Annotated in this window: 24 protein-coding genes; 20 read left to right on the top strand and 4 right to left on the bottom strand. The window is 57.3% G+C overall.

What is annotated here, in order from left to right; all coding sequences use genetic code 11:
• Positions 1 to 69: 69 nt before the first annotated feature.
• A complete protein-coding gene (locus tag COO59_RS17600; RefSeq protein WP_103061037.1) occupies positions 70 to 978 on the bottom strand; it encodes a formate/nitrite transporter family protein in 909 nt (302 codons plus the stop codon).
• 242 nt (positions 979 to 1,220) lie between these two features.
• Here COO59_RS17600 and ccmA point away from each other — a divergent pair, with 242 nt between their 5' ends.
• Genes ccmA through mlaA form a run of 10 tightly spaced genes read left to right on the top strand, consistent with a single transcriptional unit; the run spans position 1,221 to position 8,961 of the window.
• Positions 1,221 to 1,838 carry a cytochrome c biogenesis heme-transporting ATPase CcmA gene (ccmA, locus tag COO59_RS17595; protein ID WP_103061036.1) on the top strand — a complete coding sequence of 206 codons (618 nt, stop codon included), beginning with the start codon at positions 1,221 to 1,223 and terminating at the stop codon, positions 1,836 to 1,838.
• Entirely contained in the window at positions 1,838 to 2,497 is a 660-nt protein-coding gene (ccmB, locus tag COO59_RS17590) for a heme exporter protein CcmB (RefSeq protein ID WP_103061035.1), read from the top strand. The genes ccmA and ccmB overlap by 1 nt, the downstream gene beginning before the upstream one ends.
• 41 nt (positions 2,498 to 2,538) lie before the next feature.
• Entirely contained in the window at positions 2,539 to 3,282 is a 744-nt protein-coding gene (locus COO59_RS17585; RefSeq protein ID WP_103061034.1) for a heme ABC transporter permease, read from the top strand.
• Positions 3,279 to 3,506, top strand: a complete 228-nt coding sequence (ccmD, locus tag COO59_RS17580; protein ID WP_103061033.1) for a heme exporter protein CcmD — start codon at positions 3,279 to 3,281, stop codon at positions 3,504 to 3,506. The genes COO59_RS17585 and ccmD overlap by 4 nt, the downstream gene beginning before the upstream one ends.
• Before the next feature lies 1 nt (position 3,507).
• Complete coding sequence (ccmE, locus tag COO59_RS17575) at positions 3,508 to 3,990, top strand: cytochrome c maturation protein CcmE (protein WP_103061032.1); 483 nt, start codon at positions 3,508 to 3,510, stop codon at positions 3,988 to 3,990.
• Positions 3,987 to 5,942: a heme lyase CcmF/NrfE family subunit gene (locus COO59_RS17570; RefSeq protein WP_103061031.1), complete on the top strand. Its 1,956-nt coding sequence runs from the start codon at positions 3,987 to 3,989 to the stop codon at positions 5,940 to 5,942. Before ccmE ends, COO59_RS17570 begins: the two co-directional genes overlap by 4 nt.
• A complete protein-coding gene (locus COO59_RS17565; protein WP_103061030.1) occupies positions 5,939 to 6,496 on the top strand; it encodes a DsbE family thiol:disulfide interchange protein in 558 nt (185 codons plus the stop codon). The genes COO59_RS17570 and COO59_RS17565 overlap by 4 nt, the downstream gene beginning before the upstream one ends.
• The gene (locus tag COO59_RS17560; RefSeq protein ID WP_103061029.1) at positions 6,493 to 6,954 is read left to right on the top strand and encodes a cytochrome c-type biogenesis protein; all 462 of its coding nucleotides are present in this window, start codon (positions 6,493 to 6,495) and stop codon (positions 6,952 to 6,954) included. Before COO59_RS17565 ends, COO59_RS17560 begins: the two co-directional genes overlap by 4 nt.
• The gene (ccmI, locus tag COO59_RS17555) at positions 6,951 to 8,165 is read left to right on the top strand and encodes a c-type cytochrome biogenesis protein CcmI (protein WP_103061028.1); all 1,215 of its coding nucleotides are present in this window, start codon (positions 6,951 to 6,953) and stop codon (positions 8,163 to 8,165) included. Before COO59_RS17560 ends, ccmI begins: the two co-directional genes overlap by 4 nt.
• Before the next feature lie 34 nt (positions 8,166 to 8,199).
• Positions 8,200 to 8,961, top strand: a complete 762-nt coding sequence (gene mlaA, locus COO59_RS17550; RefSeq protein ID WP_103061027.1) for a phospholipid-binding lipoprotein MlaA — start codon at positions 8,200 to 8,202, stop codon at positions 8,959 to 8,961.
• Between the two features lie 218 nt (positions 8,962 to 9,179).
• Here mlaA and fadL read toward each other — a convergent pair whose 3' ends face one another.
• Positions 9,180 to 10,520 (bottom strand): long-chain fatty acid transporter FadL, encoded by a 1,341-nt coding sequence (gene fadL, locus COO59_RS17545; protein WP_103061026.1) that lies wholly within the window; start codon positions 10,518 to 10,520, stop codon positions 9,180 to 9,182.
• A gap of 346 nt (positions 10,521 to 10,866) precedes the next feature.
• Between fadL and COO59_RS17540 the strand changes: the two genes are divergently transcribed.
• From COO59_RS17540 to sixA, 4 genes are all read left to right on the top strand, one after another.
• A complete protein-coding gene (locus tag COO59_RS17540; RefSeq protein WP_103061025.1) occupies positions 10,867 to 11,163 on the top strand; it encodes a YfcZ/YiiS family protein in 297 nt (98 codons plus the stop codon).
• A gap of 203 nt (positions 11,164 to 11,366) precedes the next feature.
• Positions 11,367 to 12,677: an acetyl-CoA C-acyltransferase FadI gene (fadI, locus tag COO59_RS17535; RefSeq protein ID WP_103061024.1), complete on the top strand. Its 1,311-nt coding sequence runs from the start codon at positions 11,367 to 11,369 to the stop codon at positions 12,675 to 12,677.
• Positions 12,678 to 12,681: 4 nt separating this feature from the next.
• Entirely contained in the window at positions 12,682 to 14,823 is a 2,142-nt protein-coding gene (fadJ, locus tag COO59_RS17530) for a fatty acid oxidation complex subunit alpha FadJ (protein WP_103061023.1), read from the top strand.
• A 170-nt stretch (positions 14,824 to 14,993) separates the two neighbouring features.
• Positions 14,994 to 15,476 carry a phosphohistidine phosphatase SixA gene (sixA, locus tag COO59_RS17525; protein ID WP_103061022.1) on the top strand — a complete coding sequence of 161 codons (483 nt, stop codon included), beginning with the start codon at positions 14,994 to 14,996 and terminating at the stop codon, positions 15,474 to 15,476.
• Between the two features lie 12 nt (positions 15,477 to 15,488).
• Here the strand turns inward: sixA and smrB are convergent, their stop codons facing one another.
• On the bottom strand, positions 15,489 to 16,037 hold the full coding sequence (smrB, locus tag COO59_RS17520; protein WP_103061070.1) for an endonuclease SmrB: 549 nt from the start codon (positions 16,035 to 16,037) through the stop codon (positions 15,489 to 15,491).
• Between the two features lie 165 nt (positions 16,038 to 16,202).
• Between smrB and prmB the strand changes: the two genes are divergently transcribed.
• The 6 genes from prmB (at position 16,203) to COO59_RS17490 (ending at position 20,805) form a co-directional block, all read left to right on the top strand.
• Positions 16,203 to 17,135, top strand: a complete 933-nt coding sequence (prmB, locus tag COO59_RS17515) for a 50S ribosomal protein L3 N(5)-glutamine methyltransferase (RefSeq protein WP_103061069.1) — start codon at positions 16,203 to 16,205, stop codon at positions 17,133 to 17,135.
• 21 nt (positions 17,136 to 17,156) lie between these two features.
• Complete coding sequence (gene aroC, locus COO59_RS17510) at positions 17,157 to 18,242, top strand: chorismate synthase (protein WP_103061021.1); 1,086 nt, start codon at positions 17,157 to 17,159, stop codon at positions 18,240 to 18,242.
• A 2-nt stretch (positions 18,243 to 18,244) separates the two neighbouring features.
• On the top strand, positions 18,245 to 19,069 hold the full coding sequence (mepA, locus tag COO59_RS17505) for a penicillin-insensitive murein endopeptidase (protein WP_103061020.1): 825 nt from the start codon (positions 18,245 to 18,247) through the stop codon (positions 19,067 to 19,069).
• 8 nt (positions 19,070 to 19,077) lie between these two features.
• On the top strand, positions 19,078 to 19,878 hold the full coding sequence (locus COO59_RS17500) for a sulfite exporter TauE/SafE family protein (RefSeq protein ID WP_103061019.1): 801 nt from the start codon (positions 19,078 to 19,080) through the stop codon (positions 19,876 to 19,878).
• A 67-nt stretch (positions 19,879 to 19,945) separates the two neighbouring features.
• Positions 19,946 to 20,494 (top strand): elongation factor P hydroxylase, encoded by a 549-nt coding sequence (locus tag COO59_RS17495; RefSeq protein WP_103061018.1) that lies wholly within the window; start codon positions 19,946 to 19,948, stop codon positions 20,492 to 20,494.
• 29 nt (positions 20,495 to 20,523) lie between these two features.
• Positions 20,524 to 20,805 carry a YfcL family protein gene (locus tag COO59_RS17490; protein WP_085070971.1) on the top strand — a complete coding sequence of 94 codons (282 nt, stop codon included), beginning with the start codon at positions 20,524 to 20,526 and terminating at the stop codon, positions 20,803 to 20,805.
• A gap of 236 nt (positions 20,806 to 21,041) precedes the next feature.
• Here the strand turns inward: COO59_RS17490 and mnmC are convergent, their stop codons facing one another.
• Complete coding sequence (gene mnmC / locus COO59_RS17485; protein ID WP_103061017.1) at positions 21,042 to 23,051, bottom strand: bifunctional tRNA (5-methylaminomethyl-2-thiouridine)(34)-methyltransferase MnmC2/FAD-dependent 5-carboxymethylaminomethyl-2-thiouridine(34) oxidoreductase MnmC1; 2,010 nt, start codon at positions 23,049 to 23,051, stop codon at positions 21,042 to 21,044.
• Positions 23,052 to 23,083 lie beyond the last annotated feature (32 nt).

Below are 23,083 nucleotides of genomic sequence, written 5' to 3'. Positions count from 1 at the left end.
AGTATAGCGCACTTTGTTTAACAGATTAACCACTTACCCGCCTGACTGCTTATTCTGTCAGCAACTTTGTCATTTACGCTGGCTTTTTTGCGCTTTTTTTTGCTCCGTTTTCGCCTGTGCGTTTTTTTCAGAACTCATATCGTTGCGAATTTGCGCATGGCTGATTAGCGCAAAAATAAAGGTCCCGCCGATAATATTGCCCGCCAGCGTTGGCAATGCGAATGGCCAGATAAACTCCTGCCACGGCAGCGCGCCGGTGAACACCAGATACCAGACCTCTACCGAGCCCACCACGATATGCGATAAATCCCCTAACGCTACCAGCCAGGTCATCAGGATAATCACCAGGATTTTAGCGTCACCTGCGGAGGGAAACATCCAGACCATTGTGGCGATAATCCAGCCGGCAATAATGGCGTTAGCAAACATCGTCGCAGGCGGGTTCGCCATCACTTTTTCACTGATATGGGTAAAGGCAAGGCGCGTGGCGTCATCAAAAACAGGCATATGGGCAAAGGCTAACGCCCCCAAACCGGTGCCGATCAGGTTCCCCAGCAGCACCATGCCCCAAAGGCGCAGCAGCAGCAGGAAATTGCCGCCGGTCGGCTTGTGCATCACCGGCAGCACTGCGGTAACGGTGTTTTCCGTAAACAGCTGCTGGCGCGCCATAATGACAATAATAAAGCCAAAGGTATAACCCAGATTCTCCAGCAAAAACGCGCCCGGCACATCGCCCAGATGCGCCTGAAAAATGCCCTTCGCCATAAGCGAAGCGCCCATAGAAAGCCCGGCGGCAATGGCTGACCACAGCAGCGCTATGCTGTCGCGTTCCAGCTCTTTTTCACCATCCTGGCGTATCTGTTCATGAATCGCCGCCGCGCGTGACGGCAACTGTTTCTCATCAATTTCAATCTCTTCGCCCTGATCTTTTTCTTCGCTTTCCACTTCTGGTTCTTTATTTTTTTGTTGTGATGTCATATTTCCCCCGGCCTTATTAAATGGTGATTTAAGCGTAGCCAGTTTTCAGTTAAGTAAAATGTGACTTAAATTTAGAATAAAAGTAACAAAGCTTTAATATCGCGGTTTTTTTCAGCAAAAGAACGAACTTCTGTAGGTTATTTGGTCATATCAGCACTTTCTAAGCGCAAGCACAGACTACGGGGTAATGCTAACTTATGTTATTATCGCGACCCGATCCAATAGCGCGATATATTCCTCTTATGCTGGAAGCCATTAATCTGACCTGCGTTCGCGATGACCGTATTTTGTTCAGCGAGCTTAATTTTACTGTGAATAGCGGTGATATTGTGCAGATTGAAGGGCCCAACGGCGCGGGTAAAACTTCGCTGTTACGTTTGCTGGCTGGCTTGAGCAGCGCTGAACAAGGCGAAGTGCGTTGGCAGGGAGAGCGGCTACAGCAGCAGCGTGAGCAATGGCACCGCAATCTGTTGTTTCTTGGACATCAGCCTGGCGTGAAAAATATTCTGTCGCCGCTGGAAAACCTCACCTTTTACCATGCTGAATGTCACGACGAGCAGCGGTTCGCTGCGCTTGAAGCGGTCGATCTCCTTGGGTTTGAAGAGGTGGCAGTAGCCCAGCTGTCGGCCGGTCAGCAGCGGCGCGTTGCGCTGGCGCGGCTGTGGTTAAGTCAGGCGCCGGTCTGGATTCTGGATGAACCTTTAACGGCGATTGATGTTCATGGCGTTAAAAAGCTTATGACGCTGTTTGTGCAGCATGCGCAACACGGCGGCATGGTGATCCTTACCACGCATCAGCCGTTACCCGCCGCCGCCTGGCCGCTGAGAAAAATTAGCCTGACGGCAGGAGAACGCATCTGATGTTATGGCGCGTTATAAGCCGCGAACTGCGCATTGCGTTTCGCAGCGGGGCGGAAATCATCAACCCGCTGTGGTTTTTTTTAATTGTCATTACGCTGTTTCCGTTGGGAATCGGACCTGAGCCGCAGCTGCTGGCGCGTATTGCGCCGGGCGTGGTGTGGGTGGCCGCCTTGCTCTCATCGCTGCTGGCGCTGGAGCGGCTGTTCCGGGATGACTTTAACGATGGTTCGCTGGAACAGCTGCTGCTGCTGCCGACGCCGCTGCCGGTGACGGTACTGGGAAAAGTTATCGCGCACTGGCTGATCACCGGCCTGCCGCTGCTGCTGCTGTCACCGCTGGCGGCGCTGCTGCTGTCGCTTAATTTTAATGGCTGGTGTGCGCTGGCGCTGACGTTATTACTGGGCACGCCGGTGCTTAGCTTGCTTGGCGCGATCGGCGTGGCGTTAACCGTCGGTCTGCGCCGGGGAGGCGTGCTGCTTAGCCTGCTGGTATTGCCGTTGGCGGTGCCGGTGCTGATTTTTGCCAGTGCCGCCATTGATGCCGCCAGCATGGGGCTGTCCATTAGCGGTTATCTGGCGATCCTGGGCGCCATGCTGGCTGCCAGCCTTTGCCTGGCGCCGTTTGCTACGGCGGCAGCGTTACGTATCAGCCTGCATTAAGACATGGCTATCGATTTATATTTTTACCGTGAGCAATAACAATGTGGAAATGGATACATCAGCTGGCGAAGCCTGAACGGCTTTATCAGTTTAGTGGTCGCCTGGTGCCGGGTTTTGCGCTGCTGGCGACCGTGGCGCTGTTTATCGGCTGGAGCTGGGGATTTGGTTTCGCGCCGGCAGATTATCAGCAGGGAGAGAGCTATCGCATCATCTATATCCACGTGCCGGCCGCAATCTGGTCGATGGGCATCTACAGCGCAATGGCCGTCGCCGCTTTTACCGGCCTGGTGTGGCAGATGAAAATGGCTGATTTAGCCGCGGCCGCGATGGCGCCGGTTGGCGCTATCTTCACCTTTATTGCCCTGATCACCGGATCGGCCTGGGGTAAACCGATGTGGGGCACCTGGTGGATCTGGGACGCGCGGTTAACCTCGGAGCTGGTGCTGCTGTTCCTCTATATGGGCGTTATCGCCCTGTACAACGCCTTTGATGACCGACGTCTCGCCGGGCGCGCCGCCAGTATTTTAATCCTGGTGGGCGTGGTGAATATCCCCATCATTCATTTCTCCGTGCAGTGGTGGAATACCCTGCACCAGGGATCGTCCGGCATGTTACAGCAGGCGATTGCGCCAGAGATGCGCGTACCGCTGCGCTGGTCGATTATCGGTTATCTGTTGTTGTTTATTACCCTGACGCTGATGCGGCTGCGCAATTTGATCTTATTGAGCGAACGTCATCGTCCCTGGGTCGCCGCACTGGTGAATAAAGGAGGACGTTCCGCATGACGCCTGCATTTTCTACCTGGCACGATTTTCTGGCCATGGGCGGCTACGGCTTTTATGTCTGGCTGGCGGTGAGCTTTACGCTACTGTCGCTGGCGGCGCTGGTGGGGCATATCTTATGGCAGCGCCGCCAGCTGTTAAAAAGCGTCCAACAGTATCAGGCGCGTGAACGTCGCATCAGGGCGGCAAAAATGAAACAGGCCGCCAGCGAAGCGGCAGGAGAGTAATGTGAATACCCGTCGTAAAAACCGCCTCTATGTCGTCGTGGCGATTCTGGTTGGCCTGAGCCTGGCAACAGCATTAGTCATGTATGCGCTGCGCTCTAATATCGATCTGTTTTATACCCCCAGCGAAATTCTGTATGGCAAGGGCGAAGCGCATACTCTGCCGGAAGCTGGCCAGCGGCTGCGCGTTGGCGGAATGGTCATGCCCGGCAGCGTTAAGCGAGATGAAAAAACGCTGCGCGTCTCTTTCAAACTGTATGACGCAAAGGGCGTGGTTAACGTCAGCTATGAAGGTATCCTGCCCGATCTGTTCCGGGAAGGGCAGGGCGTGGTGGCGCAGGGCGAACTGCAGGCGGGCAACCTGATTCAGGCGAAAGAAGTGCTGGCGAAGCACGACGAAAAATATACCCCGCCGGAAATCACCGATGCGATGAACAAAAACCATCAGGGAACAGCGGCAGCGCTGCCGCAGGGTGATCGCTCATGATGCCGGAAATAGGCCACTTTCTGCTCTGCCTTGGTCTGGCGCTGGCGCTGCTGCTGAGCCTCTATCCACTGTGGGGCGCAGCGCGTCAGGATGGCAGGCTAATGGGACTGGCGCGACCGCTCGCCTTTGGCTTGTTCTTCTGCGTGGCGGGCAGCTTTTTGCTGCTGGTGAATGCCTTTATCGTTAACGACTTTACCGTGGCCTACGTCGTCAGCAACTCTAACAGCCAGCTGCCGCTTTATTACCGCATCGCCGCCACCTGGGGAGCGCATGAGGGATCGCTGCTGTTATGGGTATTGATGCTCAGCGGCTGGACGCTGGCGGTGGCAATTTTTAGCCGTGGTATGCCGCAGGATGCGATAGCGCGCGTGCTGGCGGTTATGGGTATGATTAACTTCGGCTTTCTGCTGTTTATCATTTTCACTTCCAACCCCTTTGCCCGTACGCTGCCGGATTATCCCATTGACGGCCACGATCTGAATCCGATGCTGCAGGACATTGGACTGATTTTCCATCCGCCGCTGCTCTATATGGGCTACGTCGGTTTTTCCGTCGCCTTTGCTTTTGCTATCGCTTCGCTGATGGCTGGCCGACTGGATACAGCCTGGGCGCGCTGGTCGCGACCGTGGACGTTAGCCGCGTGGCTGTTCCTGACCATTGGCATCGTATTGGGCTCCGCCTGGGCTTATTACGAGCTGGGTTGGGGCGGCTGGTGGTTTTGGGATCCGGTTGAAAACGCCTCCTTTATGCCGTGGCTGGCTGGTACGGCGTTGATTCACTCGCTGGCGGTAACGGAAAAGCGCGGCGCCTTTAAAGCCTGGACCGTACTGCTGGCGATTGCCGCCTTTTCCCTCAGCCTGTTGGGCACGTTTCTGGTGCGCTCCGGCGTGCTGGTTTCGGTGCATGCTTTTGCCTCCGATCCGGCGCGCGGCATGTTTATCCTCGCTTTCCTGGTGATCGTTATCGGCAGCTCGCTGTTGCTGTATGCGGTTAAAGGCGGGCGGGTGCGCAGCCGGGTACAAAACGACTTCTGGTCGCGTGAATCTTTCCTGCTGGGCAACAACGTGCTGTTGATTGCCGGAATGCTGGTGGTGCTGTTGGGAACGCTGCTGCCGCTGGTGCATAAACAGCTGGGGCTGGGCACCATCTCTATCGGCGAACCCTTTTTTAATACTATGTTTACCTGGCTGATGGCGCCCTTTGCGCTGCTGCTGGGCATCGGCCCACTGGTGCGCTGGCGACGCGATGAACCGCAAAAGCTCTGGAAGCGGCTGGCGCTGGCGCTGTTGGCAACGCTGCTGCTGTCGATAATCCTGCCGTGGCTGATGCAGGATCGCATCGAGGCGATGACGGTGGTCGGGCTGATGATGGCGCTGTGGGTGATTATTTTAACGCTGCTGGAGCTGCATGAGCGCGCCACGCATCGCCATAGCCTGCTGCGTGGCCTCAGGCATCTCTCCCGTAGCCACTGGGGCATGGTGCTGGGGCATTTGGGCGTCGCGGTTACGGTGATCGGCATTGCCTTTAGCCAGAATTACAGCGTTGAGCGCGACGTGCGCATGAAAGCGGGCGACAGCGCTGATATTCATCATTATCACTTCGTCTTTCGCGACGTGCGTGAACTGAACGGCCCTAACTACAGCGGCGGCGCGGCGATTATCGATGTCACGCGTGACGGCAGGCCGGAAGCGACGCTGCGGGCGGAAAAGCGCTACTACAGCGTGGCGCGCAGTATGATGACCGAGGCGGCGATCGATGGCGGCCTGACGCGCGATCTGTACGCCGCGCTCGGCGAGGAACTGGACGACGGCTCCTGGGCAGTACGTATTTATTACAAACCTTTTGTGCGCTGGATATGGTACGGCGGCCTGTTTATGGCCTTCGGCGGCCTGCTTTGTCTGCTCGATCCGCGTTATCGCAGCCGTAAAAAAGCGCAACGGGAGCTGATATGAACAAGAAAATTTTTTATATTCCGCTGATCCTGTTTTTGCTGCTGGCGCTGGCGCTGATGTGGCAGCTGACGCGCAACGCCGGCGGTGACGATCCGACGCGGCTGGAATCGGCGTTGATCGGTAAGCCGGTGCCGCTGTTTAAGCTGGAGTCGCTTGAGAGTCCGGGTAAGGTTTACGATCAGGCGGCGCTGGCGGATGGCAAGCCGCTGCTGCTGAACGTCTGGGCGACCTGGTGTCCCACCTGTCGCGCCGAGCATCAGTACCTGAACCGGCTGGCGGAGCAGGGCGTGCGCGTGGTCGGGCTGAATTATAAGGACGATCGCGCAAAAGCGGTGAGCTGGCTAAACACCCTGGGAAACCCTTACGCGCTTAGTCTGTATGACGGCAGCGGCATGCTTGGGCTGGATCTGGGGGTTTATGGCGCGCCGGAAACGTTTCTGATCGACGGGCAGGGGATTATTCGTTATCGCCATGCGGGCGATCTTAACGCGCAGGTCTGGCAGCGGGAAGTTGCGCCGCTGTGGCAAAAATATAGCAGGGAGGCGGCACAATGAAGCAGCTGATAATGTTGCTGGCGGGGCTGTTATTCAGCCTGAGCGCGCTGGCGGCGATCGAAACCTGGCAATTTGATTCTGCCGCTCAGGAGCAGCAGTACCGCGAGCTAACCGCCTCGCTGCGCTGCCCGAAATGTCAAAATAACAGCATTGCCGACTCTAATGCGATGATCGCGGCGGATATGCGCCTGAAGGTTTATCAGCTGCTGAAGCAGGGACAGGACGAAGATCAGATTACGCAATATATGATCGACCGCTACGGCAATTTCGTCACCTATCAGCCGCCGGTTACGCCGTCAACGCTGATCCTGTGGGCGGGTCCGCTGCTGTTTATTATCGCGGGGGCGCTGGTGATTTTTTTACGCAGCCGCCGTCAGCCGGTCGCCGTCGAGCGGCTGGATGCGGATGAGCAACAGCGCCTCGACGCGCTGCTGAAAGATGACAGGAAATCGTCATGACTCTTTTTTGGATAACGCTTACCGGTCTGCTGCTGGCCGCACTGTTGTTACTGTTAACGGCGGGCTGGCGCAGCGACCGCCAGTCGCCTGTCGATCGGGATACGTTAAATAAAATTTTTTACCGGCAGCGGTTAAACGAGCTGGATCAGGATGAGGCGCAGGGCGTTATTGCCGCTCGTCAGCCGATGGTACAGGAGCTGCAGCAAACCCTGCTGACCGATATTCCCACTTCCTCCTCGCCAACGCCGGCGCGTCCGTTAAGCCGCTGGGCGCTGCTGCCTGGCGCGCTGTTGCTGGTGGCTATCAGCCTGGGCTGTTACCTGAAAACCGGCGGTCTGCCGGGCCTGATCGCCTGGCAGCAGGTGCAGGATGATTATCCCACGCTGCGCGCGCGTCTGCTGGACCCGCAGGCGAAGCCGCTGACGCTGGAGGAGCTGGCGCGCCTGGGACTGGGGCTACGCACGGCGCTTCAGCAGGATGGCAGTCAGCTGCATGACTGGCTGATCCTTGGGCGTATCGGCATGGTATTGAATAACCGCGATACCGCCATTGAGGCGTTTCAGCGCGCGTTGCAGCTGGCGCCGGATAACGAAGAGATAAAACTCAGCTATGCTGAAGTGCTGACCCGCTCCAGCGATCCGCAGGATAACCGTGAAGCGCAGGCGATGCTGAACGCCATGCAACGGCACGATCCAGCGAATCTGCGTCTGCTGAGCCTGGTCGCCTTTAATGCTTTTGAGCAGCAACAGTACCCGCGGGCGATTGAAGCCTGGCAAACCATGCTAACGCAGCTGCCGACAAACGACCCGCGGATAGCGCAGGTGCAGCGCAGCATTCAGCAGGCGAAAACCGCCGCCGGGCTGCAAAGCAGCCAGCTGTCCCTCAGCATAACGCTGGCGGCGCCTGTAGAAAAAATGTTACCGCCGGACGGAGTCATGTATATTTCTGTTTCCGATGGTGTTTCACCGGTTCCGGTGGCAGTGAAGAAACTGCCGCTGAGTCATTTTCCGCTATCGCTGACGCTGGATGACAGCAATGCCATGATGCCGGATCGTCTGCTTTCGGCGCAGCATCAGGTTAAAGTTCGCGTGCGCATTGCGCGTGACGGCAGCGCAACTCCCCGGTCCGGCGACTGGTTCGGCGAGAGTGCGTTAACGCCTTTTGATGGTCATCAGCATCTTACTGTTGAAATTAATCAACAGCAGCCCTGAAGCGGTAAGCCATTAATTATACAGGGAGAAAATTATGAACTACCGCCTGTCGGGGTTGGCGCTGGCAAGCATTTTGTTAGCAGGCTGCGCCAGTTCACAACATAGCGATGAACCGCAGGGGCGTTCCGATCCGCTGGAAGGTTTTAACCGCACGATGTTTGATTTCAACTACAACGTGCTGGATCCTTATGTGCTGCGCCCGGTAGCGGTAGCCTGGCGCGACTATTTGCCGGTTCCCGCGCGCACCGGCATCAGTAATTTCCTCGGCAACCTGGATGAGCCGGCGGCTATGGTGAACTCATTCCTGCGCGGCGATCCCTATCGCGGCATGATTCATTTTAACCGTTTCTTCCTGAATACCGTGCTGGGGCTGGGTGGTTTTATCGACGTCGCCGGCATGGCGAACGATAAACTGGCGCGTGAAGAGCCGCCGCGCTTTGGCGGCACGCTGGGCAACTGGGGCGTCGGCTATGGTCCTTATGTGGTGCTGCCGGGCTACGGCAGCGTTACGCCGCGTGAGGATGGCGGTGACTATCTTGATACGTTTTATCCGGTGCTGAGCTGGCTAAGCTGGCCGATGACCGCCGGAAAATGGGTACTGGAAGGCGTGGAAACGCGAGCACAGCTGCTGGATTCCGATGCTATTTTGCGTAACACCAGCGATCCTTACGCCTTCATACGTAACGCTTACTTCCAGCGTCATGACTTCCTGGCCAACGGCGGCAAGCTGAAGCCGGAGGAGAACCCTAACGCCCAGGCGATTCAGGGCGATCTGAATGAGATAGACGCCGAGTAACGGCACAGAAAAAAGGCGGGATATTCCCGCCTTTTTTATAACACTGTTGGTGCATGCGCAGGGCGTCCGGGCCGATCGTAAAGACGCAAAAAACGTCATTCCTGACAGCTCGGCCCGCGCCTTCCCTGGCGCGGGACGCTTTACTCTTCTGCCCGGACGCCCCGCGCCTTAAGTTCGGTGCCATAAAGGCGGGATATTCCCGCCTCTTTAGCTGGCTATCAGAAACGGTAGTTAAAGCTGGCGCCGTACAGCCAGGCTTTGCCCTCTGAATCAAACTCGTAAGGCGTAGCGGTTCCGTTGCGCGCGGTGGCTACCGGATCGATACCCTCATGCACCGTGACTTTCTGGCCGTGCATATAAGAAACGCCAACGTCTACCGACGCGTTTTCATTAAAGGCATACGACGCGCCGGCGCTTAGCCACAGACGATCCTGGTCCGGAATCGAGATGGAGCGTTTGTCGGCCGGAACCGGGCTGTCATCAAAGGCGATACCGGTGCGGAAGGTCCAGTGTTCGTCATAGAAGTAAGTGGTGCCGAGCGCAATGCGGTAGGCATCGCGATAGCTTTCATCCTTATAGAACAGCTCCTGGCTGTTGTTGCCGGTGGCTTTGAGCTCTTGGAACTGGCTCCAGCTGGTGTAGGCCAGGCTATAGTGCACCGCCCACTGCGGAGCGACTTTATGATAGCCTGAGATTTCCCACATTTCCGGCAGGTTCAGGGTCAGCGCGCCCGGAATAGTATTGCCGCTGGTGCCGTAAGGCAGATCCATTCCCAGTCCGCCAATAACCGGATTTAACTGGGCAGGAATCGAGCTTTTGTAGTCGCCGTTAAAGTCGATTTTCACTTCGGAACGGTAGGTCAGGCCGAAGCGGTTGTTTTCATCCACTTCATACAAAATACCGGCGTTCCAGCCGTAGCCCCATTCATCGCCTTTCAGGTGCGCAATCTGCGTATCCGCAGCGGCGGCTGGCAGACCGGCAGCAGGCAGCAGGCCGCCATATTCGCCCATATAGCGTTCAATTTTCGCCCGGGCATACACCGCATCGAAACCGACGCCGAAGCTGAAGTGCTGATTCATGCGCCAGGCGGTGCTGAGGTTAAGGTTAGTGGTCAGCAGATCGGTTTTGCCGCCGAAAGCGCCAGCCGCATAGTCATTATTAAATTCGGTTGCCAGGCCGTAATTAGTGGTTGCGGAAGCGCCCACCCACCACTGATCGTTAATAGGCTGCACGTAATGAACATCAGGTACCCACTGCGTTGGGGCGATATTATTAGCCTTCAGGCTATTACCCGCACCGCTGTCGCCATCAATATTCACGTCGGGATCGATAAATACGGCGCCGATAGAAAACATCGGACGATCCATTAACGCCATCGTCGCTGGGTTACGGCTGGCGGATGCTGCCGTATCGCCCATGGCACCCTCGCCAGAATAAGAACGGCCCAAACCAATCGAGGAGAATTCATTGAGCTGAAAGCCCGCTGCATAAAGATTTGAGGAAGCGATTGCCACTGCAACTGCCAAAGCTGACTTTGCACACAGGTTTTTATGGTTCATGACCACAACCTCATTATGTAATTTTTATAAATTCTGTTACGTCAAGTAACAAGGAGCCGGGGATTGTAGGGGCTGAAATACAACGAACAAATCAGACCAGTGCGCACAGTATAGGTCCGACCTGTGTGAAGGTTGCAATATTGTTTTTTAAATATTTCAAATGCGATCGATAAAATAAGATCCGCTTAACAAAAAACGCCGATTTCCTGAATAGAACCCGGCTTAATCCTGCGCCAGATCAATATTATTCGTGATTGCGTTCACATAATTTAGCGCGGATAAAAAGGCGAGGTAAAATAGCGGGCAGTTAATATTGTCTGGATAAATAACCTGGTGGGAGAAAGCGATGAGTGATGCTTTAAATAAATGTAGCGCTAACGAAACGGCGGCCTGCTGCTGCGTTGATGTCGGCACCGTAATGGATAACAGCGACTGCACGGCCTCCTGGTCACGTCTGTTTGATAACCGTCAGCAGGCAGAAGCGATGCTGGCCTCGCTAACTGAAAAAGCGCGCGGCGTTGAATCTGAACCCTGCCTCATAACCCCAACGTTCACTGATCAGCCTGACGGCGTGCGTCTGGATGTGGATTTTACCTTTAGCTGCCAGGCGGAAACCCTGATTTTCCAGCTCGGCCTGCGCTAAGGCTGCCCGTCGGCGCAGAGAAAACGGCGCCGATTTTTACCGGCTAAACGCTGTGCTCCCGCTCCCATTTCTTCTTTTCGGCAACTGTGTTGCTGCTCTCATTTTCTGGCCGCGCCACTGGCACCCTTTAACAAACCGCTTACACTGTGCAGGTCTGACCTCTTTGGCAATGATGCTGCGGTCGCGGTTAACAGGTGAGAATAATGAGCAGAGCGCTTCCTTTGCTGACGCGTCAGGGCGATCGCATCGCCATTACCCACGGACTTCGCACCCCTTTTGCCCGCCAGGCAACGGCGCTGCATGGTATCCCGGCGGTCGAGCTGGGCAGGATGGTGGTCAGCGAACTGATGGCCCGTAGCGAAATCCCGGCGGAAATCATTGAGCAGCTGGTTTTCGGGCAGGTCATCCAGATGCCCGAAGCGCCCAATATTGCGCGGGAAATTGTCTTAAGCAGCGGGCTTAACGTGCAAATCGATGCCTACAGCGTCAGCCGTGCCTGCGCCACCAGCTTTCAGGCGGTGGCTAACCTGGCGGAAAGCCTGCTGGCCGGCAGCGTAAGCGCCGGTATCGCCGGGGGCGCCGATTCCTCATCCGTTTTACCGATTGGCGTCAGCAAAAAGCTGGGCAGAACGCTGGTCGATCTCAATAAAGCCCGTACCCTGAGTAACAAGCTTAAGCTGTTCAGCCAGCTGCGTCCGCGTGACCTGTTGCCGGTGCCGCCCGCGGTGGCGGAATATTCTACCGGCCTGCGTATGGGCGATACCGCTGAACAGATGGCAAAAAGTCATGCTATCAGTCGCGAACAGCAGGACGCGCTGGCGCATCGCTCCCATCAGCGTGCGGCGCTGGCCTGGCGGGAAGGCAAGTTAACTGATGAAGTGATGACAACCTGGGTGCCGCCCTGGCGGACGGCTCTTCAACAGGATAATAACGTGCGTGAAAACAGCGCCGTTGAGGATTACGCCCGGCTGCGTCCCGCCTTTGACCGTCAACACGGCAGCGTTACGGCGGCCAACAGTACGCCGCTTACCGACGGCGCTGCCGCAGTTATCCTGATGACCGAGTCGCGGGCGCGCCAACTGGGAATTACGCCGCTGGGTTATCTGCGCAGCTACGCCTTTACCGCTACCGATGTCTGGCAGGATATGCTGCTGGGCCCTTCTTACGCTTCGCCGCTGGCGTTGGATCGCGCGGGCGCAACGCTAAACGATCTTACGCTGATTGATATGCATGAGGCGTTTGCCGCGCAAACGCTGGCTAATCTGAAAGTATTTCGTGACGAGCGCTTTGCCCGCGAGGTGCTTAATCGTCCCCAGGCGCTGGGAGAGGTGGACGAAGAAAAATTTAACGTTCTCGGTGGCTCTATCGCCTATGGACATCCTTTTGCCGCAACCGGCGCGCGCATGATTACCCAAACGCTGAATGAGCTGCGGCGGCGTGGCGGCGGTCTGGGTCTGGTCACCGCCTGTGCGGCTGGCGGTCTGGGTGCGGCAATGGTACTGGAGGTTGAATAAGGTCATGGAACAGCAATCCGCATTTCATCTGAGCGTGCGCAGCGACAATGTCGGCGTCATCGTTATTAATGTGCCCAGTGAAAAAATGAATACCCTGAAGGCGGCGTTTATTCAGCAAATTCGGGCGGTGATTAGCCAGGCGCGGCAAAATCCGGCGCTGGCCGGGCTGGTGTTTATTTCGGGTAAGCCGGACTCCTTTATTGCCGGCGCGGATATTAGCATGATTGACCAGTGCCGCAGCGCCGACGAGGCGCGCAAACTGGCCGAACAGGGGCAGCGCGTAATGTCAGAGATCGCGGCGCTGCCGGTGCCGGTGGTGGCCGCGATACACGGTGTCTGCCTTGGCGGCGGACTGGAGCTGGCGCTGGCCTGCGATCGGCGCGTTTGTACGCTGGATGATAAAACCCGGCTTGGGCTGCCGGAAGTGCAGCTGGGCCTGCTGCCCGGCAGCGGCGGCACGCAACGCCTGCCGCGTTTAATTGGCGCGTCACAGGCGTTGAACCTGATTCTTACCGGGAAAACCCTGCGGGCCAAACAGGCGCTGAGGCTGGGGCTGGTTGATGAGGCGGTGCCGCACAGCATTTTGCTGGAGGCGGCGGTTAAGCTGGCGCTGAAAGGTAAAGGTCCACGCCGCCCGCTGCCGCTGCGTGAGCGTTTGCTGAACGGGGCGGCGGGACGCGCCATTCTGTTCCGGCTGGCGGCACGCCAGAGCGAGGCGAAAACGCACGGCAATTATCCGGCCACGCGGCGTATTCTGGAGGCGGTAAGAACCGGGCTGGAACAGGGGATGCGAGCCGGTCTGGAGGCGGAAGCGCTCGCCTTTGGCGAGCTAACCATGACCTCGCAGTCCGCTTCGCTGCGCCAGCTGTTTTTTGCCAGCACCGCGCTGAAAAAAGAGTACGACGCCGAGCCAGTCACGCTGCGCAGCATCGGCGTACTGGGCGGTGGATTGATGGGCGGCGGCATTGCCGCCGTTACCGCGACCAAAGCGGAACTGCCGGTACGTATTAAAGATATTAGCGTGGAAGGGATTAACCATGCGATGAAATATAGCTGGGATCTGCTGAGTAAAAAGATTAAACGCCGTCAGATTATCGCCGCTGGACGGCAGCGGCAGATGGCGCTGATTACCGGCAGCACCAACTATCGTGGCTTTAGCCAACGCGATGTGATTATCGAAGCGGTATTCGAGGATCTCGGCTTAAAACAGCAGATGGTGGCGGAAGTGGAGCAGCACTGCGCTCCACAGACTGTTTTCGCCTCGAATACCTCTTCCTTGCCGATTGCCCAAATCGCCGCGCGGGCGCAGCGCCCGGAAAATATTATCGGCCTGCACTACTTCAGTCCGGTAGATAAAATGCCGCTGGTGGAAGTCATCCCGCATCAAACCACCTCCGCCCGCACCGTCGCCACCACCGTTGCGCTGGCGAAGCGGCAGGGTAAAACGGCGATTGTGGTGGCCGACCGCCCCGGTTTTTACGTTAACCGCATCCTGGCGCCCTATATAAATGAAGCAATGCGCTGTGTGCTGGAAGGCGAGCCCATTGACGCGGTGGATAAAGCGCTGATCAAATTCGGCTTCCCGGTTGGGCCGGTACAGCTGCTGGATGAGGTAGGGATCGATGTGGGCACGAAAATTCTGCCCATTCTGGAACAGGAATATGGTATGCGTTTCGCCGCGCCGGAGGCCTTTGCCGCCGTGCTGAACGACAACCGCAAAGGGCGTAAGAACGGACGCGGTTTTTATCGTTATGACAGCAGTAAAAAGCGGCCCGATAAAACCATCTATTCCCTGCTGCATATTCAGCCGCAGCATCGGCTGGACGGTGCGCTTATCGCTCAACGCTGCGTGATGATGATGCTGAATGAGGCGGCGCGCTGCCTGGAAGAGGGTATCGTACGCAGCCCGCGCGACGGGGATATTGGCGCGGTGTTCGGTATCGGTTTTCCACCTTTCCTCGGCGGCCCTTATCGGTATATGGATAGCCTTGGCGCTGCCAATATGGTTAACACATTAGCCAGCCTGATGCATCAATATGGCGATCGTTTTGCGCCTTGCGAAGCGCTTCGCCAACGCGCTAAGCGCGCTGAAAACTTTTACAATTCATCGCCGGAAATGAATAACCATAATGATTCAGTGGTTTAGGCAGAATGCAATTTTATTGCGGCGGGCGGCAGATCCCGACAATAGCTCGTTTAATAAACAATCGGTTGACTATACTCAAGTCATTAGGTTACAACACAACGTTCATTCGCAGAATGAAGCGTCGGACAGTCTGATGATCCGACGATTTTGTTAAACAACAGCGGTGCTTTATGCAAGTTTTTATCATGCGTCACGGCGACGCTGCACTTGAGGCGGCCAGTGATTCGGTTAGGCCTCTTACCCATTGTGGTTGTGATGAATCACGCCAGATGGCGAGCTGGCTGAACAGTCAGACTCTGGATATTGAACGGGTGCTGGTTAGCCCCTATCTGCGGGCGGAGCAGACGTTAGCCACGGTACGTGAAGCCCTGCGGCTGCCGCAGGAGCAGGAAGTTTTACCTGAGCTGACGCCGGGCGGCGATCCGGCGCTGGTGGCCTGCTATTTACAGACGCTGGCAAAAGAAGGCGTGAAATCCGTGCTGGTTATCTCGCATCTTCCACTGGTTGGCTATCTGGTTTCGGAGCTTTGTCCGCAGGAACCGCCGCCGATGTTTGCCACCTCGGCCATTGCCTGCATTGATTTTGATGCCGATGACGGCGAAGGCGCCTTAAAGTGGCAGATTAGCCCTTCTAAGCTGGCAAAGGCGATGTAGCCTTCTCTGCCGTCAGGGTAACTCTGGCGGTTGCCACTCTTCCACCTCAATCAGCACCAGCAACGCCGCATCGCCACCAAAGGCTTTGGGCGCCTGATGAAACGCCATCACATGGGGATGCTGCGCCAGCCACAGCGGCGTTTGTTGCTTCAGGATATGTTTGCCGTGACCGTGCATCACGCTGGCGCAAAAAATATGTTCGCGACGGCAGGCGGCGATCAGCGCGCCCAGCTCCTGTTTGGCCTGCTGCTGCGTTAACCCATGCAGATCGAGAAAAATTTCCGGTGAATAATCGCCGCGCCGCAGCTTTTTTAGCTCATAGTGGCTGACATTGCTGCGCACATAGCGCACCGGACCTTCCTCCGCCAGCAGCGGCTGAAACTCATCTGAGAAATAGTGGCTGTTATCCGCCTGTTCCGACAGCTGACGCTTCAGCGAAACCTCCGCTTTTTTACGCACCGGCTTATGCATCAGGGTATCCTGCTTCAGCTTGCGGGTGCCGGTCATCAGCTGACGAAACAGCGCTTTATCATCGGCGCTGAGCTGCTCTTTCTTCTTCATAATCTTCAATTTCTGATGGTTGAATGCCGCAGGATGCACGGCCTGCCGGCTACGATAACCCGCATTGTAAACAAAAGTCAGCTTTTTCACCTCGCCGCGCTGAATTCTCGCCCGCTTCATGGCAAACTACCCGCCGTAATTACGGAACGGCCTGTGGAGGGCAACGTGGACAAAATTTTCGTCGATGAGGCAGTGAATGAACTGCATACCATTCAGGACATGCTGCGCTGGGCGGTGAGCCGTTTTGCCGCCGCCAATATCTGGTATGGCCACGGCACGGATAATCCCTGGGACGAAGCTGTTCAGCTGGTTTTGCCAACCCTTTACCTGCCGCTGGATATTCCTGAAGAGATGCGCAATGCGCGCCTGACCTCCAGCGAGCGCCACCGCATCGTTGAGCGCGTCATTCGCCGCGTTAACGAGCGTATTCCGGTTGCCTATCTCACCAATAAATCCTGGTTTTGCGGCCACGAGTTTTATGTCGATGAGCGCGTGCTGGTGCCGCGTTCGCCGATTGGCGAGCTGATTAACAGCCGCTTCGCCGGGCTGGTAAACCGCACGCCGCAGCATATTCTGGATATGTGCACCGGCAGCGGCTGTATCGCCATCGCCTGCGCTTACGCCTTCCCGGAAGCGGAAGTGGACGCGGTGGATCTCTCGCTTGATGCGCTGGCGGTTGCCGAGCAGAATATCGACGAACACGGTATGATTCATCAGGTTACGCCGATCCGCTCCGACCTGTTCCGCGACCTGCCGAAGCTCCGCTACGATCTGATCGTTACCAATCCGCCCTATGTTGACGCGGATGATATGGACGACTTGCCCAGCGAATATCGGCATGAGCCGGAGCTGGGGCTGGCGGCAGGCAGCGACGGCCTGAAGCTGGTGCGCCGTATTCTCGCCTGCGCGCCGAACTATTTGCAGGAAGATGGCGTGCTGATTTGCGAAGTGGGCAACAGCATGGTGCATATGATGGAGCAATATCCTGACGTGCCCTTTACCTGGCTGGAGTTTGATAACGGCGGCGACGGCGTATTTATGCTGACCCGTCAGCAGATTATCGACGCACAGCATCATTTCAAATTCTTCAAAGATTAATCGCACAATAACGGAGCCGAGATGGCAGGCAACACGATTGGACAGATTTTTCGCGTCACCACCTTTGGTGAGTCGCATGGTATTGCGCTGGGCTGTATTGTTGACGGCGTACCGCCGGGCATTCCACTAACCGAAGCGGATTTACAGCGGGATCTTGACCGGCGGCGTCCGGGCACCTCGCGTTATACTACCCAGCGGCGTGAACCGGATCGGGTGCGCATTCTGTCCGGCGTGTTCGAAGGCGTTACCACCGGCACCAGCATTGGGTTACTGATTGAAAATACCGATCAGCGTTCGCAGGATTATGGCGCGATTAAAGATCTGTTTCGTCCGGGCCATGCTGATTATACCTACGAGCAAAAATATGGTCTGCGAGACTATCGCGGCGGCGGACGTTCCTCCGCACGCGAAACGGCGATGCGCGTAGCGGCAGGTGCCATTGCGAAAAAATATCTGCAGATGAAATTTGGCGTTCAGGTTCGCGGTTATCTGGCGCAGATCGGCGATGTCGCCTGTGAGCTGAAAGACTGGAGCCAGGTTGAGCAAAACCCGTTCTTCTGCCCCGATCCCGACAGGCTGGAAGCGCTGGACGAACTGATGCGGGCGCTGAAAAAAGAGGGCGACTCGATTGGCGCGAAGGTCACCGTGGTGGCGGAAAACGTGCCGGTCGGCCTTGGCGAGCCGGTCTTTGACCGTCTCGATGCGGATCTGGCCCATGCGCTGATGAGCATCAATGCGGTTAAAGGGATCGAAATCGGCGACGGTTTCGCCGTGGTTAACCAGCGCGGCAGCCAGCATCGCGATGAGATCCGCGCCAGCGGCTTTCAAAGCAACCACGCGGGCGGCATTCTTGGCGGCATCAGCAGCGGCCAGACGGTAATTGCCCACCTGGCGATGAAACCGACCTCAAGTATCACCGTGCCCGGAAAAACCATTACCCGCACCGGCGAAGAGGTCGAGATGATTACCAAAGGACGTCACGATCCTTGCGTGGGGATCCGCGCGGTGCCGATCGCCGAAGCGATGATGGCGATCGTGCTGATGGACCATCTGCTGCGCCATCGCGCCCAGTGCGCTGACGTTACCACCGCCATTCCCCGCTGGTGATGATGAAAAAAACGCTTCTCATGCTGGCTGCGCTGCTGGCCAGCGCGTCGGCGCTGGCGGCAACGCCGTGGCAACGCATTACCCATCCGATTCCCGGTTCGCCGCAGGCGATTGGCGCGTTTGCCAACGGCTGTATCGTCGGGGCCGAAGCGTTACCGCTTAACGCCCCCTCTTATCAGGTGATGCGCCAGGATCAGCGCCGTTACTTTGGTCATCCCGATCTGATTCTGTTTATCCAGCGTCTGACTACCCAGGTGCATAACCTGGGGCTGGGCCAGGTGCTGATTGGCGATATGGGCATGGCGGCAGGCGGGCGCTTCAGCAGCGGTCACGCCAGCCACCAGAGCGGTCTGGATGTTGATGTCTGGCTGCAGCTGCCGAAAAAACGCTGGACGCCGCAGATGCTGTTGAAGCCGCAGCCGCTTGATTTGGTTCGCGCTGACGGTAAACGCGTCGTGGCGCGCCACTGGCAGCCGGAAATCGACAGCCTGATTAAGCTGGCGGCAAAGGATGAGCAGGTAACGCGTATTTTTGTCAGCCCGGCGATCAAAAAGCAGCTCTGCGCCGATGCCGGCAGCGATCGCGACTGGCTGCGTAAGGTACGCCCGTGGTTTGGCCATCGCGCCCATATGCATGTGCGCCTGCGCTGTCCGCCGGAAAGCCTGGCGTGTCAGGACCAGGCGCCGCCGCCGCCGGGCGATGGCTGCGGCACGGAGCTGGAAAGCTGGTTTGCGCCGAAAAAACCAGGCGCCGGTGCGCCGGTGAAACGCGAACCACCGCCGTTGCCGCCGTCCTGCCAGGCGCTGCTGGATAAACATTTACTTTAGGACGTTGCATGGACTGGTTGGTTGTCACGCCGCAGATAGTAGCGGTGCTGTTTTTCGTTGCTATGCTGGCTGCGTTTATTGATTCGATTGCTGGCGGCGGCGGCCTGCTTACCGTGCCTGCGCTGCTGTCAGTCGGGCTAACGCCTGCTCAGGTGCTGGCGACTAACAAACTGCAGGCGGTCGGCGGATCTTTTTCCGCCAGCCTCTATTTTGTCAGGCGCGGGGCGGTATTGCTGCGCGAACAGCGCCTGAATATCGCGATGACCTTTATCGGCGCGGTCTGCGGTACGCTGCTGGTGCAGCATGTGCGTTCCGACTTTTTGCGGCAGGTATTGCCGCTGCTGATTATCGGCATCGGCCTCTATTTCCTGCTGATGCCGCGATTAGGCGAAGAGGATCGGCAGCGTCGTCTGCACGGCCTGCCGTTTGCGCTGGTGGCGGGCGGCACGGTCGGCTTCTACGATGGCTTCTTCGGGCCGGGGGCCGGCTCCTTTTATGCGCTGGCTTTCGTGACGCTGGCCGGTTTTAATCTGGCGAAATCCACCGCGCACGCCAAAGTGCTTAACTTCACCTCGAACTTTGCCAGCCTGCTGTTTTTTATCATGGGCGGCAAAGTGGTGTGGGGCGTTGGGCTGGTGATGCTGCTGGGATCGATTTGCGGCGCTCGTCTGGGGGCGCGTATGGTACTGTCGCGCGGACAGAAGCTGATCCGTCCGATGGTGGTTATCGTTTCGGTGGTAATGAGCAGTAAGCTGCTGTATGAAGATTACGGCGCGGCCATTGGGCACTGGCTAACGCACCTCTTTTGATAATGCTCGTCAATGCGCACGCTTAATGCGACAATTTGCGCGTTTTTTTCAGCAGACGTTTAGGTATATGAACACAACGCACCAATACCAGGACCTGATTAGCGTATTCGATCGCTGTTTCCAGGATGATTTTCAGACGCGTCTAATTAAAGGCGACGATGAACCTATTTATCTTCCGGCGGATGACGCTTCACCCTGGCATCGCGTGGTGTTTGCTCATGGCTATTACGCCAGCGCGCTGCACGAGATTTCCCACTGGTGTATTGCCGGTGCCGAACGTCGCCAACTGGTTGATTTTGGTTACTGGTATTGCCCGGACGGACGTGATGCCGTCACGCAAAACCAGTTTGAATCCGTAGAGATTAAACCGCAGGCGCTGGAGTGGATGTTCAGCGTCGCGGCGGGCTTTCCCTTCAACGTAAGTTGTGACAATCTCAATGGAGACCATGAGCCGGATCGCATTGCGTTTCAGCGTAAGGTTCATGCTCAGGTAATGCACTATCTTGAAAACGGCATTCCGGCGCGTCCGGCCCGTTTTATCGCTGAGCTACAGCGTTTTTATCACACGCCCCCGCTGACGTCGGCGCAGTTTCCCTGGCCGGAAGATCTGCGCTGAACGGAGGCGCGACTTAATGAGGAATTGAGATGATCGCAGAATTTGAAACGCGTATTCTGGCCCTGATTGACGATATGGTCGAGCATGCCAGCGATGATGAGCTATTTGCCAGTGGCTACCTGCGCGGTCACCTCACTCTGGCGGTAGTGGAGTTGGAAAAGAGCGGCGAGCATACCGCCGAAGCGTTACAAATCCAAGTGCAGAACAGCCTGCAAAACGCCATTGCCGCCGGTGAACTCTCGCCGCGCGATCAGGCGCTGGTGATCGGCATGTGGGATAATCTGTTTTTGCAGGCGCGCCAGCCCGCCTGATTTTTGTTAATAAAAGCAGCGAAGAGCAACTGACATTACACCGTGCCTGCACGGGGAGCCCAGGCCGATCGTAAAGACGCAAACAACGTCATCCCTGACAGCTCGGCCCGCGCCGTCCATGGCGCGGGACGCTTTACTCTTCTGTCTGGACTCCCCGCGCCTTGAGTTCTGAGCAGTAAAAAGCGGCCCGCAGGCCGCTTTTTTATTTTCTCATTATCGATAACGTAAGCAGAGCGTCAGCCGACCGGTTTGCCTTTTAACAGCTTGCGCACCCAGTAACGGTTGGGGTTAAGCGCCGCCAGCGTATCGCGATCCAGCGGTATCGGCTCATCACACAGCTGCGCCGCCAACGCTTCCGCCGCCAGCGGACCGCTGCATAAGCCGCGCGAACCCAGCGCGCCCAGCACAAACAATCCCGGCCACACAGGCGCTGGCGTTATCTCAGCCTGAGCGTCGCGCTGCCGCGGCAAATCGGCATAGCATTGTAAAAGAGCCGCATAATCCGGCAGGTTGCCCGCCATCGGCAGATGGTCGCGCGTCGCACAGCGTACGCCGTTGCGGGCTTCGCCCGCGCTAACATCGACCGCCGCCGTCCATTCACAGTCTGGCAGGCAGTGCTGCAGCCGTTGACGGTTCTCCTGCTGATCCTCTTCACGATAGTGGACCGAGGTATCGCCGCGATGATAGCTGGCGCCAATGCAATGCGTATTAAACTGCGGACTGACCGGCGTCAGATAACCTTCATAACACAGAACCTGCTGCAGATCGGCCAGGCCGGGAGCGCTCGGAATATGGCTGACCTGGCCGCTAACCGGATAGACCGGCAGCCTGGCGCTTTGCGCCAGCGCGGTAATGGCGTGGCCGTTCGCCAGGACCAGGTTTTGATGCTGCCTGTCCGGCGCAGCGGAAAACTGTAACCGCCAGCCGTTATCCGCCTCCTCCAGCTTCTCTAAGCGATGCTGCCAGTGAACCTGTAACCCCTGCCGTTGAGCCAGTTCAAACAGCGCCGTGGTAAGTTCCGCCGGCGCCAGCCAGCCGCCGCCAGGATAGTGAATGCCGCCGCAGCCGAGCGTCACGCCTGCAAGCCGTTCGGCCTGTTCCATATCAACGCCCTGCGCCAGGGCTTCAGGCAGCGCTATTGCCAACATTTGCTGAATTTTATCATAACTCTTTTGATCCCACGCCAGCTGCGTAACGCCGCACCAGTCATGCGCAAAGGTGACCGGCAGGCTGTCATAAAGCCGACGCGCAAAGCTGAAGGCGGCCGGGAAAAACTGCGCCAGCGCCGGATCGTGCTGGTTAAGTAAAGGATAGAGCGCGCCCTGACGGTTACCGGAGGCATTTTGCGCCGGAGCGTCGTCGGCGCAGTAGAGCGTCACGCGTTTACCACGGCGCAGCAGCGCCAGCGCCAGCAGCACGCTGGCGATACCGCCGCCGATAAGGGCAATATCTTCGCCTGCTGCGGGGAAGCGCGCATACCACGGGGCGGAGTGGGGCAGAGCGGGCGCGTCAGCCAGCGTGCCGCACAGCATTTCGCGCTTATGGCCAAACCCTTTGCGCTTCGTCACCGTGAAGCCCGCCTGCTCCAGACCGCGCCGCACAAAGCCCGCCGCAGTAAAGGTGGCGAAGCTGCCGTCGGATCGCGCCAGGCGCGCCATGGCCTCAAACAGCCCGGATGTCCACATTTCAGGATTTTTTGACGGCGCGAAACCATCAAGAAACCAGGCGTCCACGCTGCGCTGCAGGCTGTCATCAAAATGATGAATAAGCGTATTAACATCGCCAAACCACAAATCCAGCGTGACGCGCCCGCCATCTAACAGCAAACGATGACAGCCCGGCAGCGCCAGCGGCCACTGCTGACGCAGCTGTGCAGCGTACGGCTCCAGCTCCGGCCAGCGCGCATGCGCGGCCGCAAGATCGTCCAGGGCCAGCGGAAATTTTTCCATACTGATAAAGTGCAGGCGCTGCAAATTCGCCAGCGGCTGCTCCTGATGAAAGCGATCGAAAGCGCGCCACAGCGTCAGAAAATTAAGGCCGGTGCCAAATCCGGTTTCGGCAGCAACAAACAGCGCGCGCGGATGCGTAGCGAAGCGGGCAGGCAAATTATTGCCGCCCAGAAAGACATAGTGGGTCTCTTCCAGACCGTTCTGGTTAGAAAAATAGACGTCGTCAAATTCTCGGGATACAGGTGTACCCTGATCGTTCCAGTCCAGTTTTGCATGTTCTATTGGGATCTTTTTCAACGGGAATGGCTCACTTATCAGGCAGTGCCGCG

Origin of the sequence: Mixta theicola (assembly GCF_002895925.1) — a bacterium.
GTDB lineage: Bacteria > Pseudomonadota > Gammaproteobacteria > Enterobacterales > Enterobacteriaceae > Mixta > Mixta theicola.
Note: the sequence above shows the minus strand (reverse complement) of the source record. Positions and strands in the feature narration are given on the sequence as shown.

Excerpts from the sequence above, each read along its gene's own strand:
- COO59_RS17600 (WP_103061037.1), bottom strand. The coding sequence starts at position 978 with ATGACATCACAACAAAAAAATAAAGAACCAGAAGTGGAAAGCGAAGAA.
- ccmA (WP_103061036.1), top strand. The coding sequence starts at position 1,221 with ATGCTGGAAGCCATTAATCTGACCTGCGTTCGCGATGACCGTATTTTG.
- ccmB (WP_103061035.1), top strand. The coding sequence starts at position 1,838 with ATGTTATGGCGCGTTATAAGCCGCGAACTGCGCATTGCGTTTCGCAGC.
- COO59_RS17585 (WP_103061034.1), top strand. The coding sequence starts at position 2,539 with ATGTGGAAATGGATACATCAGCTGGCGAAGCCTGAACGGCTTTATCAG.
- ccmD (WP_103061033.1), top strand. The coding sequence starts at position 3,279 with ATGACGCCTGCATTTTCTACCTGGCACGATTTTCTGGCCATGGGCGGC.
- COO59_RS17570 (WP_103061031.1), top strand. The coding sequence starts at position 3,987 with ATGATGCCGGAAATAGGCCACTTTCTGCTCTGCCTTGGTCTGGCGCTG.
- COO59_RS17565 (WP_103061030.1), top strand. The coding sequence starts at position 5,939 with ATGAACAAGAAAATTTTTTATATTCCGCTGATCCTGTTTTTGCTGCTG.
- COO59_RS17560 (WP_103061029.1), top strand. The coding sequence starts at position 6,493 with ATGAAGCAGCTGATAATGTTGCTGGCGGGGCTGTTATTCAGCCTGAGC.
- ccmI (WP_103061028.1), top strand. The coding sequence starts at position 6,951 with ATGACTCTTTTTTGGATAACGCTTACCGGTCTGCTGCTGGCCGCACTG.
- mlaA (WP_103061027.1), top strand. The coding sequence starts at position 8,200 with ATGAACTACCGCCTGTCGGGGTTGGCGCTGGCAAGCATTTTGTTAGCA.
- fadL (WP_103061026.1), bottom strand. The coding sequence starts at position 10,520 with ATGAACCATAAAAACCTGTGTGCAAAGTCAGCTTTGGCAGTTGCAGTG.
- COO59_RS17540 (WP_103061025.1), top strand. The coding sequence starts at position 10,867 with ATGAGTGATGCTTTAAATAAATGTAGCGCTAACGAAACGGCGGCCTGC.
- fadI (WP_103061024.1), top strand. The coding sequence starts at position 11,367 with ATGAGCAGAGCGCTTCCTTTGCTGACGCGTCAGGGCGATCGCATCGCC.
- fadJ (WP_103061023.1), top strand. The coding sequence starts at position 12,682 with ATGGAACAGCAATCCGCATTTCATCTGAGCGTGCGCAGCGACAATGTC.
- sixA (WP_103061022.1), top strand. The coding sequence starts at position 14,994 with ATGCAAGTTTTTATCATGCGTCACGGCGACGCTGCACTTGAGGCGGCC.
- smrB (WP_103061070.1), bottom strand. The coding sequence starts at position 16,037 with ATGAAGAAGAAAGAGCAGCTCAGCGCCGATGATAAAGCGCTGTTTCGT.
- aroC (WP_103061021.1), top strand. The coding sequence starts at position 17,157 with ATGGCAGGCAACACGATTGGACAGATTTTTCGCGTCACCACCTTTGGT.
- mepA (WP_103061020.1), top strand. The coding sequence starts at position 18,245 with ATGAAAAAAACGCTTCTCATGCTGGCTGCGCTGCTGGCCAGCGCGTCG.
- COO59_RS17500 (WP_103061019.1), top strand. The coding sequence starts at position 19,078 with ATGGACTGGTTGGTTGTCACGCCGCAGATAGTAGCGGTGCTGTTTTTC.
- COO59_RS17495 (WP_103061018.1), top strand. The coding sequence starts at position 19,946 with ATGAACACAACGCACCAATACCAGGACCTGATTAGCGTATTCGATCGC.
- COO59_RS17490 (WP_085070971.1), top strand. The coding sequence starts at position 20,524 with ATGATCGCAGAATTTGAAACGCGTATTCTGGCCCTGATTGACGATATG.